Raw genomic sequence first — 16,315 nt, 5'->3', positions numbered from 1 at the left:
TTGATTATTGTGTTTTTATTATTGCCTATTGCTTATTGCCTATTGCCTATTGCCTATTGCCTATTACCTATTGCCTATTACCTATTGCCTATTGCCTATTGCCTATTGCCTATTGCCTATTGCCTATTGCCTATTGCCTATTGCCTATTGCCTATTGCCTATTGCCTATTGCCTATTGCCTATTGCCTATTGCCTACTCCCTACTCCCTGCTCCCTACTCCCTGCTCCCCTACATATATTCCTTAAAATCGTCTAAGGGTTCATCAAAATCATCAGGTAATGGTAGAACAAAGGTTCCTTTTAATATACCTGAACGACGTTTATTGCTAGCATATATAAAAACAGGGGCGAAACCGCGCCTATTCTAAATTATCTTGAATTACCAATTCTAAATTCTACATTCTAAATTCTAAATTCTAAATTCTAAATTCTACATTCCCAATTCTAAATTCTACATTCCCAATTCTAAATTCTACATTCTACATTCAGAAACCTTGCTATCCCAAGTAGCAGCCAGAATCGATATGATTGAAGATAGACAACAGCAGCGTAACCTATCTGCTTGCGTGCAACTGTTGGCTGGGGTGAAATTTGATGAACAGTTAATTCAAGCTTATTTTCGGGAGGATATGATGCAAGAGTCAGTAGTTTATCAACGGATTATTCGCCAAGGATTAGAACAGGGATTAGAACAAGGATTAGAACAAGGATTAGAACAGGGAAAGCGCAATGAAGTGAATTTAATTATCCGTCTACTGAACCGTCGCCTAGGTGCAATCAATCCCCAAGTACAAAATCAAATTGAGGAATTATCCTTTGACCAGTTGGAGGATTTAGGAGAAGCGTTGTTAGATTTTGAAACCGAAGTGGATTTGACCAATTGGTTGAACCAGTTTAGGGATAAGTAAGATCCGGTTAGGTGTCGCACTCAGCTATCAGCTATCAGCTATCAGCTATCAGCTATCAGCTATCAGCTATCAGCTATCAGCTATCAGCTATCAGCTTTTTAAGAAAACAAGTAAGCATTCTTTTAATCTTTGTTACGTCAGCTGACGGCTGACGGCTGACGGCTGACGGCTGACGGCTGACGGCTGACGGCTGACGGCTGACGGCTGACGGCTGACGGCTGACGGCTGACGGCTGACGGCTGAATACTTACGGTTAACCACTCACATAGAAATGCTCCCTATTTTATAAAAACTTCACCCAATTGAAAAATGCTATAATTTATCAGGTTCTGCCTCTTGCCTTTCCCTAAGGGATATAGCGCTACGCGCAAGTTAGAAGTAAAAAGTCAGAAGTCAGAAGTAAGCTATGACTAAGTTAGGGTGCCCGTAGCCCATTAGCACCTCAAGTAGCGTGGGCGTAGCGCTTAGGCTGAATACTTAAATTGGCAGTGGCGGAAGATTGGTAAATCCAGGGTGCTTTCAATAAGTCTATTTTTTGAATAACTATTGTAGAGCAGTGGATGGCAATGACTGACAATACATCTGATGCCCAACTCGACTTTCTGTTAGAGGTACTAAAAGCAATTGCTTCCAGTAATGGTAATCAGCAGGTAGTTGAGAAATTACTGGAAGCAAATACAGATAAACTTAATCAGACCTTAGCAGATAAATTGCGGGATTCGGCAACAACTACTCTTGAAGAATTAAAACCAGATCAAGCCACATCCCTAGCAGCAAATATTGTTGAATTTAGCAAAATAGTAGCAAAATTATCCTTGGGTGACAAAGCTAGCAATATAGAAATTGCCATCACTGGCTATGAAGTCGCACTAACTCTTTACACCCGTGAAGATTTTCCGTTTGATTGGGGATTAACTCAAAGGAATCTTGGAAATGCTTACTTTAACAGAATCACAGGTCAGAAAGCAGAAAACCTTGAAATTGCCATCGCTTGTTACCAATTGGCTTTAGAAGTACACACCCATGAAGCTTTTCCGGTTGAATGGGCAAAGATTCAATACAATCTCGGTCTTGCTTACTCTAACAGAATCACAGGTCAGAAGTCGCAAAACCTAGAAGAGGCCATCGCTTGCTACAAATTGGCAGAAGTACGCACCCGTGAAGCTTTTCCTGAAGATTGGGCAAATACTCAATTCAGACTTGGGCTTGCTTACCGTAACCGAATAAAAGGAGAGAAAGCAGAGAATATAGAAGAAGCCATCGCTTGTTACCAAGAAGCTCTTAGAGTCAGAACCTTTGAGGCATTTCCAATTGATTGGGCAATGACACAATATAATCTCGGTAATGCTTACGGTGACCGCATCAAAGGTGAGAAAGCAGAGAATATAGAAGATGCGATCGCTTATTACCAAGAAGCTCTTAGAGTCAGAACCTTTGAGGCTTTTCCTGAAAAATGGGCAAATACACAAAATAATCTCGGAAATGCTCACTCTAACCGAATAAAAGGAGAGAAAGCAGAGAATATAGAAGATGCGATCGCTTGTTACCAAGAAGCTCTTAGAGTCAGAACCTTTGAGGCTTTTCCTGAAAAATGGGCAGATACAAAAAATAATCTCGGAAATGCTTACGGTCACCGCATCATAGGAGAGAAAGCACAGAATATAGAACAAGCGATCGCTTGTTACCAAGAAGCTCTTAGAGTCAGAACCTTTGAGGCTTTTCCTGAAAAATGGGCAGATACAAAAAATAATCTCGGTAATGCTTACGGTGACCGCATCAAAGGTGAGAAAGCAAAGAATATAGAAGAAGCGCTCGTTTGTTACCAAGAAGCTCTTAGAGTTTATACCTTTGAGGCTTTTCCCGAAAAATGGGCAATCACACAAAATAATCTCGGTATTGCTTACGCTGAAAGCATCAAAGGAGAGAAAGCAGAGAATATAGAACAAGCCATCCCTTGTTTTCAACAGGCTCTTAGAGTGTATACCTTTGAGGCATTTCCTTATGATTGGGCACAAACACAAAATAATATCGGTAATGCTTACAATAACCGCATCAAAGGTGAGAAAGCACAGAATATAGAAGATGCCATCGCTTCTTCCCAACAGGCTCTTAGAGTATTAACCTTTGAGGCTTTTCCTGAAGATTGGGCAAGGACACAAAATAATCTCGGTGCTGCTTACAGTCACCGCATCATAGGGGAGAAAGCACAGAATAGTGAAGAAGCGATCGCTTGTTACCAACAAGCTCTTAGAGTCAGAACCTTTGAGGCTTTTCCCCAAGAGTATCTAGAAAGTAAAAATAACCTTGGTTTTGCTTACAAAGATGCTCAAAATTTACCGGAAGCTTATAAGGCTTTTGATGCTGCCATTAAAACCGTAGAATTCCTGCGAGATGAAATTATTTCTGGTTCTGGAGTAGAAGAGCACAAGACTAAACTAGCTGAAAAGCACCACGGAAGCTATGGAGGCATGGTAGAAGTTTGCCTAGCATTAACTAATATCACCGCAGCCATTGACTATGTTGAACGGAGCAAAACCGGCAATTTAGTTGACGAGATTCTCCGCCGTGACCTGAAAACCATCTTTCCTGTAGATGTTGCTACTCAATTAGAACAATACAGGGATGAAATAGCAGCAGGTCAATATCAAATCCAACAGGGCAAAGCTGAAAATCCAAAAGTCTTAGCACAACATCTCCAACAGTTGCGACAGCAACGGAATGATTTACAAGACCACTATTTAGGTATCGGTTCTGGCTTTAACTTTGATAAATTTCAGAACAATTTAGATGACCACACTGCTATTGTAGAATTTTACATTACAGGGGATAAGCTGCTTGCGTTTATCTTTACCAGCGAAACTCAACAGCCCATAGTTTGGCAATCTGAGCCAAAAGACTTAGAGAAATTGGGAAAGTGGATAAATGGATATTTAAGAGCTTACAATAATCATAAAACCTGGCTAAGTAACCGAAAATATCCAAAAGAATCGCCTTGGCAGCGCCGTCTGAATACTCGCCTCCATCTGTTGGCAAAAATTATGCACATAGATGAAATCATTCAGCAAATACCACCACAGTGCGATCGCTTAATTTTAATCCCCCATTGCTTTTTACATTTATTTCCACTTCATGCTTTACCGATTACCAGTGAGCAGGGAGAAGGTAAATCTGAAATTCTGATGGATCGGTTTCCAGCAGGAGTAAGTTACGCCCCTAGCTGTCAACTACTCCAGCTTACTCAAACCAGAAAACGCCCAGAAGATTTTACCCACCTGTTTGCGGTTCAAAATCCCAGTGCTGATTTGGATTACACTCCTATGGAAGTAGACGTAATTAAAAGCTACTTCAATCCACCACCAGATACAGAGGTTCTTGTGGAAAACGCTGCTACCAAAACCGCCATAAATAGCAAAGCTTTCAACAGTTACCACTGTTTACATTTTAGCTGTCACGGTTACTTTAATTACCAAGAACCACGGAAATCGGCTCTAATTCTGGCCAATGCCCACAAACGGACCTCTGTTGAACCCAATTCGGAGCGCTATTTACGGATAAGTGACGAGGAAATCTTTGACCTAGAGAAATGTCTGACTATCGATCAAGTCTTTGATTTACAATTAGAACAATGTCGCCTGGTCACCCTTTCCGCTTGTGAAACAGGACTGATTGATTACACCAACATCAGCGATGAATACATTGGTTTACCCAGTGGTTTCCTAGTTGCTGGAAGTCCAGCAGTAGTTAGTAGCTTTTGGATGGTAAACGATTTATCCACGGCGTTGTTGATGATTAAATTTTATGATAATTTGCTAAACTACCAAATGTCCTTAGCAGTTGCCCTTAACCAAGCCCAACTATGGCTGCGGGATGTAACAAAGAAAAATTTATTACTCTGGATTGAAAGCTTATCTATAAAGAGTTATCAAAAGCGGTTTTTGAGTGCTCCCCTTTCGAATAATGATGATTTTCGGTATCTAAGACCCAGCGATAAGCCTTTTGAAAAACCTTACCATTGGGCAGCATTTTGTGCAATTGGTCAATAGGAGTTAAGACTATGAAATCTGAGATTCAAGCAATAGGAAATTTCATCAAGCTAATCAACAGGCAACCAGATATTTTTTCTGAACAGGATCGGAATGAACTGGAAGCGATAATTACTCCGCTATCTAATCATGATGTGGAGGGACTATTAGATAAGATTGAGAACTGGTGTAAATCTAATCCAGTTATTGACGAGGCTCTAAATGTTTTAGTTGGTAGTAAAACAATTGGTGAAAAAGGAATTGGAGGCAAATTCCCCACTCCTGAAGCTAAAGCTGAGTATAAAAATAACGTGAAAGAAGAACTACTCAACGCTCTCCGCAAGAGTTCTCCCCCAGAAAACCCCGAACCCAAAAATCCCAAAGGCTGATGACTAACACCGCCTTGCGACTCAAAAACCCCAGCGTCACCCTTTATGCCTTCCATCTCTGCCAAGACCTAAGCCAAGAACTGGAACAGTTGCGACCGGATGCGGATCAGTTGTGGCAACACTGTGCTAACCTCAGCCAACCCCTAGGTATCCCAGACCTGAAATCTTTACCTGAAAAAATACCATCCCCTCTAAGCCAAACCGCGATCGCAAGCCGTTACGTAGAGTTACTCCCAGGGAATGCTCCCTTAACCTACACTGCACCACTGCAACTAGCAGGCTCTCCCCTAACCGTCCAGGTCTATCCGGTTAAAATTCATGATACTTATGCCCTTGACCTAACCCTGTCTTGCCAGAATACCGTTGCAGCCAGTGAATTTAGTGGCTTCAATCCCCAAGGGTGCCTCCTAGCCAGCAACATTCAAGCTTCCTTGGGACAAACCTTAGTGCTCTATGGCGAACCCGTGGGCACTCTTGAGGAAGATAGAAAGTTAGCCGATGCCTGTGTGGATGCTTTTTTCCAGGGAAGCGACCAAAAACCGCAGTTTATGGCATCTGGGCAGTTATTTGGTAGTCCAATTTTTGCCTATGACAACCGTAAGGAGAAACCAACGGAGCAATGTCACCTTCTGGTCTGGTTAAACCGTAACCCAGAAACCTCAAAGCTGGTTGAAAAGACTTCCTTGTCTTTTTTCAATCTGTTGTGCTGTCGCAGTAAAATCCTGTTTGCTTATGATCAAGCCCGTTGGTGTTATCGCCAAACTAGAGCACTCTATAGCCAACTGGAACAAGAGGTTAAAGGCTTCAAGGAATTGCCAAGGGAGCCAGAAACACGGCTAGAGCAACTGAAGCAGAAACTGACGGAGATGCCACCCAAGACCTTTGAGTATGCTGGTTATCTGCGAGACATGGAGGACCACAAGAATGCGATCGCTACCAATGACTACAACTATGACTACTGGCTAAACAAAATCTGTGAACATAGCCTCGAAGACGATACTATCAAGTTTTTGGAAGACTTCTTCAACCAAAGAACTAAACGGTTTAAAAAACAGATTCAAACCGACCTCAATTATCTCAAACCCGGTCAGCAACTATTTGACCAGATGCTTGGTAGTATCCGAGGCATTGTGGACATTGAGCAGGCAGAATGCGATCGCGCTTTGGAAAAAGCCCTCAGAGATAAGGAGAAAGCTGCTGAAGAACGAGAAAAACAATTAGAGTCAATTCGGCATCAGGAACAGAAAGCTGCTGAAGAACGAGAAAAACAATTAGAACGTTGGATTGCCCTGGTCGGTACTGGTTTAGCAGTTAGTGGTATTTCGTCCCAAACTGCTGCTAAACCGGTAGAGTCTATGATCACCCAACTATACCCGGAACAATCCTTAGATTGCCCCACTGCTGGTGTTACACCTTGCTTGATTTACACTCTCGTGTTTGTGCTATTTCATGTAGGAGTTGGTGCGATCGCTGCGTTAATTATGGATCGAATTATCAAATTGGTATCAAAATGAGTACTCAAGGGAACAGGGAATAGGGAATAGGGAATAGGGAATAGGGAATAGGGAATAGGCAAGAGGCAAGAGCCAAGAGGCAAGAGCCAAGAGGTAAAAAATCCTGTGTACCTCATTAGCCTATAAACCGCTATATATAGCACTACGCATTCAGATGTTTGACATTGTCTTGATGCAGTCGCTCCTAAACTCCGAAACGTGAGTCTAGCTTACTTCTGACTTCTGACTTCTGACTTCTGACTTCTGACGCTAAGCGTAGCGCTATAGCTATTTGTCTGGAAGTAGCCCATTTAATAACACCCCAAGAATACTAGAAAGTCCAATCCCTTCCAAGGCAAACCCTCCTGCATTGACGCTCATTCCCCCTACCCCTAGCATTAAAATTACAGCAACGATCACAAGATTACGGGATTCTAATAAATCTGCGCTAGAGCGAACAATACTGTTCATCCCAATCACCACAATTGTGCCAAATAAAATAATTAAAATTCCTCCCATTACTGGCACAGGAATAGTTTTTAAAAGGGCTTCTAACTTTCCTAAAAAAGAGAGTAAAATAGCGATAATAGCTGCCCAGGTCATAATCGCTGGATTAAAGGTTTTTGTTAAGGCAACTGCCCCTGTAACTTCCGAATAGGTGGTGTTGGGAGGACCCCCAACAAAAGCCGCCAATGTTGTTGCTAATCCATCCCCTAACAGGGTGCGATGTAAACCGGGTTCTTGAAGATAATTATTTCCAGTCACAGAACTAATGGCTAACACATCCCCAATATGTTCAATGGCAGGAGCGATCGCAACGGGTACAATAAATAAAATTGCTGGTAAACTAAAACTGGGTCTGGTAAATTCAGGTATTTGAAACCAAGGAGCTTGACTAACAAGTGTAAAATCCACCATCCCTAACGGGAAAGTTACCAGATAACCGACTCCTATCCCCATCAAAATCGGAATTAATCGTAAAAAACCCCGCCCTAAAATGGCAGTTAGCATCGTGGCTAATAGAGAAATCATTGCTACACTAATTGCCATACCTTCGCTGTATCCTTCCCCAGCTTCTGATGCCATTTTTACAGCAGTTGAAGCTAAACTCAGACCAATCACCATAATCACTGGCCCGGTGACAATCGGGGGTAAAATACGGGTAATCATACCCGAACCGCGCCAAAAAATAATTAGACTTAAAATCAGATAAACAATGCCAGCAGCTGCAAGTCCAGATAAGGTTGCAGGCAAACCATATTTCTGAACACTCAAGGTGATGGGGGCGATAAAGGCGAAGGAAGAAGCGAGATAAACGGGAATTTTACCCCCTGTAACCAGTTGAAAACATAACGTTCCCACCCCAGAAGTAAACAGGGCAACATTCGGGTTTACTCCGGCTAGAATGGGGACTAACACCAACGCACCAAAGGCAACAAACAGCATCTGTGCCCCGAGGAGGATATCTTTAAAACGGAAGTTATAAACTGTTGAAACTGTGCTAGATTGAAGGTCTGGGTTTGGTGAATGTTCAGGGAATTCACTCATGAGTTGCGGACGCTTTTGTCAATTGCTTAAAAGTTATCTTACACTGAACTCAGTGAGGAAGCATGGAAATTATTCCATATCATAACTCGGGATTGATTCAGTAATTCCTCAAGGGACATTACCCACCAAAGCTGATAGAATTCCAAACAACTAGCTTATAACTTGATAATTACAAAAAACATGGAACAGAAAGCAACTGCGTCTACTAAACTAGTCACCGGTAACTTTGTGGTGATCCAGGGAGATATCAATCGCAGAATTGGCGATGGTGGTGCTAGCCTCTGGAAAAAGACCTTCAACACAGGGGGACGCTACAAGGGCGGCGCTGCGATCCTGATGTTGATGGTTAAGGGATTGACAGCAACCGACAGTGATGCAGAGGTCAAAATCAATGGTAAAAGTGTAGGGAAGATCTACTCCTACGAGGGAGCTAATCCGAATCACTGGTTTACCCAAATCATTAACATTGGTGCTGGCATCCTGAAGGATGGGGATAATGAGCTGGAGGTTGAAGCCGTAGATTTGCCAAACCCCTCTGCTGGCGACCTCTATAACGATTTTTATATACGGGATGTGGTTTGCTTCTTCCAGCGGGAAGATTAGGAAACGTCTTTTATAGCAACGGAACTATAGTTTAGGACATACTTTTTGGTGTGAAGGGAACAGCGGATCCCCCCTAACCCCCCTTACTAAGGGGGGAAGGGAAAGCGGATCCCCCCTAACCCCCCTTACTAAGGGGGGAAGGGAAAGCGGATCCCCCCTAACCCCCCTTACTAAGGGGGGAAGGGAATAGGGAACAGGAAGTGTGGGAAGTGTGGGAGGTGTGGGAGGTGTGGGGAGTGAGATGAGTAAGTGGCTCCCCAAGACCTCACTGCATGGTTACTCCCGATTCCCGATTCCCGATTCCCGATTCCCGTTCCCCTCCTGGGAGGGGTTAGGGGTGGGTTCCGATTCCCGATTCCCGACTCCCGATTCCCTATTCCTCTACTCGCTCACCAGTCAAGCTAAAGGCACGAGCTTCGGTAATTTTAACTAGAACTAGCTCACCTTTAAGGTGATTAATATCCCCAGAGAAGAACGTGAGACGATTTCCTTTGGTTCTGCCCATCACTTGAGTATTGTCTTTGGGATTCTGGTCTTCCACCAGCACTTCCTCAATCCGTCCCAGATAACGTTGCGATCGCTCAGCGGCTTTTACCGCAACTAGGTGGTTGAGACGTTGAAGGCGATCGCATTTGACCTCCTCAGAGAGCTGATTTTCCCACAATGCGGCTGGTGTGCCAGGACGAGGGGAATAGGCAGCGGTATTGAGCTGGTCAAAGCCAATATCTTCTACTAGTTTTAGGGTATTTTCAAATTGTGCTTCCGTTTCCCCAGGAAAGCCCACAATCGCATCTGCACTAATGGAGGCATCGGGCATATAGTCCCGAATGGTATTAATAATCCGGCGATATTTCTGGTGGGTATAGCCCCTTGCCATAGCTTTGAGAATATCGTTATCCCCAGATTGGAAGGGAATGTGGAAATGTTCGCACACTTCCGGCAACTCATGACAGGCGCGGATCAGCCGTTCTACAAAGTAGCGGGGGTGACTAGTAGCAAACCGGAGCCGCTCAATGCCTGGCACATTGCTAACATAATACAGTAAATCTGTCAAGGTGTGCTGATGCCGCCCCGATTCAGTCACCCCTGGTAAGTCACGTCCGTAAGCATCAATATTTTGTCCTAATAGGGTGATTTCCTTATAGCCAAGCCGTCCCAACTCCTCCATTTCTGCCCGAATCGCTTCTGGAGTACGGGATTGCTCTAAACCTCGGACATTGGGCACTACACAGTAGCTGCAGCGTTCGTTACACCCATAAATTATATTTACCCAGGCGCTAATGCTGCTGTCCCGTCTTGGTTTAGTGATGTCTTCAACAATATGAATTGGTTCTGTAGCAACTAGCTGGTTGCCATCAAATACCTGGTCTAGCAAATCCCCCAAACGATTGGCATGTTGGGGTCCCATGACTAAGTCAACTTCTGGGACTCGCCGCAGCAGTGCTTCTCCCTCCTGTTGTGCCACACAACCAGCTACTACCAAGGTCAGGTCTGGTTGTTGGTGTTTGCGCTTTGCCTGTCTTCCTAGGTAGGAATAAACCTTTTGCTCAGCATTATCTCGAATGGTGCAGGTGTTGTAGACAATTAAGTCAGCCTCGTTGGGATTTTCTGACCACTGGAAGCCGATATCCTCCAGAATTCCAGCCATCCGCTCGGAGTCGGCTTTGTTCATCTGGCAGCCAAAGGTGGTGATATGGTAGCGGCGGGGAAATGAGGTCATCTTACGTTAAACAGCTAAGGATTCGATCAGGGGATCTTCTCTAATTATAGATTTCTCAGACCTACTCCTCTTTATCATTTCTCAGCCAAACCTAAATTACACCCCTAGACCAAACCTATAGATATAGCAGTCGCCAGGGCAGTTAGGACATCGACATTAGTCTCAAACCTAAGTAAGCGCAAGAGTTTGACTTCTGACAAATGACTTCTGACAAATGACTTCTGCTATAGTTGCCAGCATTTTTCTCTAATCAACATTTTATTAACCAAAATTTTTGTCTGGTTGCTTTACCTTGCTTGACTATTTAATCATATCCGTAAATACACTTATTTTAAACATAAAGCTATTTGTATAAATCCCTAAAATCATCGTTTTTTGTTGGTTTTTATTAAGTTAAAATAGTGTGTTTTTTGCTGGTTTTATTATTTTAATATTTTTTGATTAATTTAGTTTTTATTGAAAATTCATGCTGATTTTGCTGGAAAAGTTTTGAAGTAATGAGTAGAAACTTTGAGCAAGGTCACCACAATGGGTTTTCAAAGATATATCTTTTTGTCTACTCTGCTAGTTACAGTTTTAGGAGGTAATTTTTACTATGGTGAGTCTAGTTTTGGACAAGGGTACCATTCTGATTCGGTTTACCAGCAATTACTAGCTGTACAGGAAGAAAGTTGTCCTCCAGGAAGCGGACGGCGAGAGACTTCTGATTGTTTAAATTGAAAGCCTTTATCCTTAAAAAAATGGCTATATCCTGCTGGAATTGATAACTACAGTTCAGGGGAATTTATCAGGTAAATTTAAAAGATAACTACCTGGATTTCCACTGACCATGAAAGCTGAAGGGGATAACCTTTGGTAATCCCAGACGACATATCGGTTCTTGATTTAGGGTGTTTCTACCAAATACCATCACTTCACTAGTATCAGAATTACCGTCATACACCACTGTTAATATCCAACCCTGGTCAGGATTCAGGCTATCCGTTACATAGACTGGTTCCGAGGGATAGCGATTTTCTCCTAAATCAGCCACAATCAAGGTGCCAGTTTTGTGGTCAAAACATCCAATTGCACCCAATAATTCTTTACTAATATCGACGACTTCGCGATGTACTGATAAATAAGTATGAAGTGAGTATTGTCCTACTCGCTGTTGCGGCACTACAGGAAATTCACAGCTTCTATCCAACAACTGTTGTAACTGCACGACCTGACCAGTGTCAGGATTCAGTCGGGCTTGCCACAGGGTTCCTTTCGCTTCGGTCTTAGTTTGACCAGTGGCAACTTCTTTCAAATACTGATTGGTCTGAAAGTCAGCATAACGGACAAAATCAATCACGATCAAGCCATCTTTCTCCACATAACCATTGCTGAAGTGCCACTGATACCAGGGTTCTGCTTCACCGCGACTGACTACACTAAGGCTGTCACAATCTACAACAATAATTTGGGTTGACTTATTTGGGTGCCACTCCATAGCATCACCATAGCTGCACCAACCTAGAGCTACTTTTAGGAAATTCACTCGCACTGGGGGTACAAAAAATACTAGATACGGCCCTGCCAGAACAAAATCATGGATGAAGGGCAAACCCTCTAGCTGTACTGACCCTTGTTTGATAATTTTGCCAGTGGAGTTGCTCTTGTAAATGTTGAGTCTGCTATTAAGTTCAGCCGTCAGTCCAAAGTTGAAAATCTCTCCAGTTTTGGGATCAATCTTGGGATGGGCAGAAAAGGTTGCTCCCTGGGCTAGGCCAGATAAGTCATCAGTGCCTCTGGTTTCTAAGCTCTGGAGGTCTAAGGCATGGGGATGACCACCTTCCCATAGGGCTAACAATTTATCAGGTAATGGTAGCACTGAGGTATTGGCAGCATTTTTAACTGGCTTACTCCAGCGTTTCCAGATTGGTCCTGGTGTTGTCATGCCATAGTTGGGGTACAGTAATTTGTCAGCAGCTGCTTCTGCTTGATAGCCAGAGGTTTGGACGTAGCGATAAACTCCTGTGGCACCAGCAGGGGTAAAATGTACTGCTAAAATCGCCCCATCACCATCAAACCAATGTCCAACAGCTACACCACCTCGCTCTAACCGTGCAGGACCATTTCTATACAGAGAACCTCGCAACCCTTCTGGGATTTTGCCAGAGATGACCGGGAGGACAGTAGGCGGAAATTCAGTTGCCGGTTTTGCGATCGCATTCGCCCAGCCTTTTGTTGTAGATGCTTGATTCATCGTTGCTATAGCAGTTGTCAAAGGGAGCAGGGAGCAGGGAGCAGGGAGTAGGGAAGAGTGTGGGGAGATGGGGAGATAGGGAGATAGGAAATATTTTTATAGCGAGGTGGAATGGGCATCTTCTGTGGAACTGGCATCTTGCCAGTTTCATGCTTATTGTCGGGCGGGCAGGATGCCCACTCTACTCCTATTCAAAAGAAGATTCAGCAACGCCCTAAATTTTAGTCTTACCCCGATTCCCAACTCCCGATTCCCGACTCCCGATTCCCGATAGTTATTACCCAGCTACTGCTGTCGCTTCTGGTTTCTGGGCAGACTCCTGATCTTTGCGTTGGATCAGTTCAATCTTGTATCCACTCGGGTCTTCCACAAAAGCAATCACTGTTGAACCATGCTTCATCGGTCCTGGCTCCCGCACTACCTTACCACCAAGGGATTTAATTTGGTTGCAGGTTTGGTAGATATCGTCTACACCAAGGGCAATATGACCGAAAGCATCCCCGATGTTGTACTGATCAACCCCCCAGTTATAAGTTAGTTCAATAACTGTGTTGTCAGATTCATCCCCGTAGCCTACAAATGCTAAGGTAAATTTTCCCCCTGGATAGTCCTTCTGACGGAGCAGCTTCATGCCTAGGACATCGCAGTAAAACTTGATCGATTCCTCAAGATTGCCGACTCGCAGCATTGTGTGTAGCATTCGCATTAGCTTAGTGTCTCCTCTTGAATCTAGCTAATTCGGTTCTATTTTATAGCAGTTGTTAGAGGGAGCAGGGAGTCGGGAATCGGAACCCACCCCTAACCCCTCCCAGGAGGGGAACGGGAATCGGGAGTCGGGAGTCGGGAATCGGAACCCACCCCTAACCCCTCCCAGGAGGGGAACGGGAATCGGGAATCGGGAATCGGGAAAAAATCCTGTTTACCTCATAAGTTTTGATATCTGAAATATAATTGAGAACCCAGCGCTATACCTCGAATTGTGATCAAGGTCGGGTTTGGAGGTCTCTCTACTATACATGGCAGAGTTTAGCAGTTTCTTGTGTCTACAATAGAGTTGATTATTCCACAGTTCATGTAGTGCGATCGCATAAGCGCGGAAGCTGAGGCCGTAGGCCACGCTATGCGAACGCTTCATCGCGTGACTCGCATAGCGGCTCAATGCGCGCGCATCGCATTTTCCGATTCCCGATTCCCGATTCCCGATTCCCGTTCCCCTCCTGGGAGGGGTTAGGGGTGGGTTCCGATTCCCGATTCCCTTAAACCCCATAACCTTTAACCTTCAACCTTCAACCTTCAACCAATTAACCTTTAACCCGATTCAACCCTAAACATGGTCACTTGGGATTCCTATCTAGCATCAATCCGTAAAGAGTACGACCAATGGTGGCAAGTTTATACCCTCACCGATGTCGAAGACCGCAAGCCCAAGCAGCAGCAACAGACTCCTATGCTGTTTGATTTTGGCATGATGGTGCAAACCATCAAGTCCGAGCAGCCACAAACAGACCATAATCAGGAAGAAACTGAGCGCTTGCCTGTCCTAGAAGGATTGCGGAAGTATGCTGCTGACCATGTCTTACTGGTGGGACGTCCGGGTTCAGGCAAATCCACTGCATTAGTGAGATTGTTGGGGGATGAAGGGATACAAGGGAAAATTCCGGTGCTGGTGGAACTGCGATATTACCAGACATCGGTGCTGGAGTTAGTACGGAATTTTGTGAAACGCCATGGTGTACTGCTGGACTCCACGGAAATTGAAAGACTATTGTTTAGACTTCGCGGCAGTTGTCGGGAACAGGGAACAGCGGATCTGGGAACAGTGGACAAGAATTGACGCAAAGCGATGCAGAGGTGCGACCCGTGGCGAATTTAATTCGCCTACGGAAAGCGCACCTAAGTGGTCTTGGGGAGGCAGCGCGGTCTTGGGGGTTCCCCCCATGAGCGACTGCCGTGGTTTCCCCCATGAGCGACTGCATCAAGAACACTATTAGAAAAATACTTTTGCAAGAGGTCTATTGATGGACAATTCTGGTTACTGAGCGATGGCGTGAACGAGCTACCGTCAGCAGCAGGATACCAAGATTTGACTCAGTTTCGGAGGGATTACCAGAAGACTCAGGGTCCCGGACTTGGTGCTTTGGATCATTATTTCATTGACTTGTAGAGAGTCGGGAGTAGGCGGGAGTGATGTGGAATGGGCATCTTGCCCGTTTCCTGGTATCACAAATGCGAACGCGCCCCGCGTGACCAAAGGTCAATCGCGTAGCGTGGCCTACGGCCAATCGCATCTGTGATAGTGCTCAATTCTCCTGACTAACCTGATGTTGTGCCAATAGCTGCTCAAATTCCTCAAGGGAGTTACTCTCAAGAGAGTGATCAATCAACTGTTCCAACCCAGAGATATCGTCTATGCCATTAATCGCTGCCACCAATTCCGGTGATACCGATTCAAAGCGCTTTTGTAAAATTTTAACTACTGTCCCTTGAAAGCTTTTCCGAGATTTTTGAAGTCCTTGTTCCAGACCCCTTTTCATTGCCCTTTCTGACCCTCGACTAATTAAAGGCATCTGTCTTTCCTCCTGATAACGTTCGAGTTCTTGATTCAGCTCCTGTTCTAACTGTTCCGGTAAAGCCATCATTTGGTCAATACACTGGAATAGCTTCACTAGACCTCTTGCAAAAGTATTTTTCTGATAGTGTTTACCTCAATTCTTGTCCACTGTTCCCAGATCCGCTGTTCCCTGTTCCCGACAACTGCCGCGAAGTCTACTATATCGTTTTTACTATAACCTTGTTCAAAAAGTCTCCGAATCAGGTACCACTTCCATCGCTTGCGCTCCATCGGTTGTTTATGGGTGGCTTTGGTTTTTAAATGAGCCATCACCACTACTGCAAAGGGATTGGTACTCGATTCCAACACCTGCCACATTGACTCATACTTGAGTAATTTAATAATCGGAAATTCTAGACTCAGGCGACAACCTCCCAATCCATATTCATAGGACGATGGAGACCAAGACGCATTCTCATCCCCCAATACCGCTAAGCTAATCACAGGTTTTTCGTACAAGTCAAATGCCCTGTAATGATATTGCTACATTCGCTTGGCAAAGGTTGATTCTTTTTGGCTTTGTACCTCTACATGAATCAACACCCAAGTTTCATTGCCACCACAGAGCCAGACCTGGAATAATTTATCAGCGATCCGTTTTCCTGACTCGGCAGCACCAACTATCTGCTGTAGCTCTGTATCAAGGGATTGGGGTGTCTGATTCCAATCAATCAGAGTGTGAACTTCGGGAAAACAAAACTGTAAAAATGACTCAAAATAGGCTTGTAATGCTTCTTTACAAGGATTGTCATAGTCAGCTATTGGTTCGTTCATTTCTATCTTTTAAT

General features: G+C 44.2%; 21 protein-coding genes. 11 read left to right on the top strand and 10 right to left on the bottom strand.

All coding sequences use genetic code 11. The features are described 5' to 3' along the window. Positions 1-246: hypothetical protein (locus tag F6K38_RS23835; RefSeq protein WP_287357630.1), on the top strand; the 246-nt coding region annotated here is incomplete at its 5' end. Here F6K38_RS23835 and F6K38_RS23830 read toward each other — a convergent pair. Further along, entirely contained in the window at positions 230-307 is a 78-nt protein-coding gene (locus tag F6K38_RS23830) for a DUF2281 domain-containing protein (RefSeq protein WP_229414730.1), read from the bottom strand. The genes F6K38_RS23835 and F6K38_RS23830 overlap by 17 nt on opposite strands. A gap of 187 nt (positions 308-494) precedes the next feature. Here F6K38_RS23830 and F6K38_RS23825 point away from each other — a divergent pair, with 187 nt between their 5' ends. Next, positions 495-908: a DUF4351 domain-containing protein gene (locus F6K38_RS23825; RefSeq protein ID WP_287357628.1), complete on the top strand. Its 414-nt coding sequence runs from the start codon at positions 495-497 to the stop codon at positions 906-908. Between the two features lie 132 nt (positions 909-1,040). Here F6K38_RS23825 and F6K38_RS23820 read toward each other — a convergent pair whose 3' ends face one another. Continuing rightward, positions 1,041-1,169, bottom strand: coding sequence for a hypothetical protein (locus F6K38_RS23820; protein ID WP_287357626.1), 129 nt, complete (start codon positions 1,167-1,169; stop codon positions 1,041-1,043). A gap of 299 nt (positions 1,170-1,468) precedes the next feature. Between F6K38_RS23820 and F6K38_RS23815 the strand changes: the two genes are divergently transcribed. From F6K38_RS23815 to F6K38_RS23805, 3 genes are read left to right on the top strand one after another with little or no spacing between them, the layout of a single operon-like run. After that, positions 1,469-4,951 carry a CHAT domain-containing protein gene (locus F6K38_RS23815; RefSeq protein ID WP_502709592.1) on the top strand — a complete coding sequence of 1,161 codons (3,483 nt, stop codon included), beginning with the start codon at positions 1,469-1,471 and terminating at the stop codon, positions 4,949-4,951. A gap of 11 nt (positions 4,952-4,962) precedes the next feature. Beyond that, complete coding sequence (locus F6K38_RS23810; protein ID WP_287357621.1) at positions 4,963-5,319, top strand: hypothetical protein; 357 nt, start codon at positions 4,963-4,965, stop codon at positions 5,317-5,319. After that, positions 5,319-6,833, top strand: a complete 1,515-nt coding sequence (locus tag F6K38_RS23805) for a hypothetical protein (protein WP_287357620.1) — start codon at positions 5,319-5,321, stop codon at positions 6,831-6,833. Before F6K38_RS23810 ends, F6K38_RS23805 begins: the two co-directional genes overlap by 1 nt. Before the next feature lie 267 nt (positions 6,834-7,100). Here F6K38_RS23805 and F6K38_RS23800 read toward each other — a convergent pair whose 3' ends face one another. After that, positions 7,101-8,360 (bottom strand): uracil-xanthine permease family protein, encoded by a 1,260-nt coding sequence (locus tag F6K38_RS23800; RefSeq protein ID WP_287357617.1) that lies wholly within the window; start codon positions 8,358-8,360, stop codon positions 7,101-7,103. Positions 8,361-8,540: 180 nt separating this feature from the next. Here F6K38_RS23800 and F6K38_RS23795 point away from each other — a divergent pair, with 180 nt between their 5' ends. Together F6K38_RS23795 and F6K38_RS23790 are read left to right on the top strand one after the other, a co-directional pair. Further along, entirely contained in the window at positions 8,541-8,963 is a 423-nt protein-coding gene (locus tag F6K38_RS23795) for a type 2 periplasmic-binding domain-containing protein (RefSeq protein WP_008188665.1), read from the top strand. A gap of 202 nt (positions 8,964-9,165) precedes the next feature. Further along, complete coding sequence (locus F6K38_RS23790) at positions 9,166-9,396, top strand: hypothetical protein (RefSeq protein WP_154659926.1); 231 nt, start codon at positions 9,166-9,168, stop codon at positions 9,394-9,396. Here the strand turns inward: F6K38_RS23790 and miaB are convergent. Beyond that, a complete protein-coding gene (miaB, locus tag F6K38_RS23785) occupies positions 9,337-10,683 on the bottom strand; it encodes a tRNA (N6-isopentenyl adenosine(37)-C2)-methylthiotransferase MiaB (protein WP_008188664.1) in 1,347 nt (448 codons plus the stop codon). The genes F6K38_RS23790 and miaB overlap by 60 nt on opposite strands. A 528-nt stretch (positions 10,684-11,211) precedes the next feature. Here miaB and F6K38_RS23780 point away from each other — a divergent pair. Beyond that, positions 11,212-11,403, top strand: a complete 192-nt coding sequence (locus tag F6K38_RS23780; RefSeq protein ID WP_008188662.1) for a hypothetical protein — start codon at positions 11,212-11,214, stop codon at positions 11,401-11,403. Between the two features lie 88 nt (positions 11,404-11,491). On the opposite strand, the gene F6K38_RS23775 is transcribed toward F6K38_RS23780, so the two are convergent. Further along, positions 11,492-12,916: a carotenoid oxygenase family protein gene (locus F6K38_RS23775; protein WP_287357615.1), complete on the bottom strand. Its 1,425-nt coding sequence runs from the start codon at positions 12,914-12,916 to the stop codon at positions 11,492-11,494. 106 nt (positions 12,917-13,022) lie between these two features. Between F6K38_RS23775 and F6K38_RS23770 the strand changes: the two genes are divergently transcribed. Beyond that, positions 13,023-13,190 (top strand): hypothetical protein, encoded by a 168-nt coding sequence (locus F6K38_RS23770; RefSeq protein ID WP_287357613.1) that lies wholly within the window; start codon positions 13,023-13,025, stop codon positions 13,188-13,190. A 3-nt stretch (positions 13,191-13,193) separates the two neighbouring features. Here F6K38_RS23770 and gloA read toward each other — a convergent pair whose 3' ends face one another. After that, positions 13,194-13,622, bottom strand: coding sequence for a lactoylglutathione lyase (gene gloA / locus F6K38_RS23765; RefSeq protein WP_044494940.1), 429 nt, complete (start codon positions 13,620-13,622; stop codon positions 13,194-13,196). Between the two features lie 52 nt (positions 13,623-13,674). Here gloA and F6K38_RS23760 point away from each other — a divergent pair, with 52 nt between their 5' ends. Beyond that, entirely contained in the window at positions 13,675-13,860 is a 186-nt protein-coding gene (locus F6K38_RS23760) for a hypothetical protein (protein ID WP_287250907.1), read from the top strand. A gap of 386 nt (positions 13,861-14,246) precedes the next feature. Then, complete coding sequence (locus F6K38_RS23755; protein ID WP_287357611.1) at positions 14,247-14,750, top strand: hypothetical protein; 504 nt, start codon at positions 14,247-14,249, stop codon at positions 14,748-14,750. A 316-nt stretch (positions 14,751-15,066) separates the two neighbouring features. On the opposite strand, the gene F6K38_RS23750 is transcribed toward F6K38_RS23755, so the two are convergent. The 4 genes from F6K38_RS23750 to F6K38_RS23735 are packed head-to-tail and all read right to left on the bottom strand — an operon-like array spanning position 15,067 to position 16,301. Beyond that, positions 15,067-15,204 carry a hypothetical protein gene (locus tag F6K38_RS23750; RefSeq protein WP_154659924.1) on the bottom strand — a complete coding sequence of 46 codons (138 nt, stop codon included), beginning with the start codon at positions 15,202-15,204 and terminating at the stop codon, positions 15,067-15,069. Positions 15,205-15,216: 12 nt separating this feature from the next. Next, the gene (locus F6K38_RS23745; RefSeq protein ID WP_287357609.1) at positions 15,217-15,582 is read right to left on the bottom strand and encodes a DUF4351 domain-containing protein; all 366 of its coding nucleotides are present in this window, start codon (positions 15,580-15,582) and stop codon (positions 15,217-15,219) included. Then, a complete protein-coding gene (locus tag F6K38_RS23740; RefSeq protein WP_287357607.1) occupies positions 15,582-15,986 on the bottom strand; it encodes a hypothetical protein in 405 nt (134 codons plus the stop codon). Before F6K38_RS23740 ends, F6K38_RS23745 begins: the two co-directional genes overlap by 1 nt. Before the next feature lie 24 nt (positions 15,987-16,010). After that, positions 16,011-16,301, bottom strand: coding sequence for an RpnC/YadD family protein (locus F6K38_RS23735; RefSeq protein ID WP_008188651.1), 291 nt, complete (start codon positions 16,299-16,301; stop codon positions 16,011-16,013). Positions 16,302-16,315: the final 14 nt, after the last annotated feature.

The organism is Moorena sp. SIO3B2 (assembly GCF_010692525.1).
GTDB lineage: Bacteria > Cyanobacteriota > Cyanobacteriia > Cyanobacteriales > Coleofasciculaceae > Moorena > Moorena producens.
Note: the sequence above shows the minus strand (reverse complement) of the source record. Positions and strands in the feature narration are given on the sequence as shown.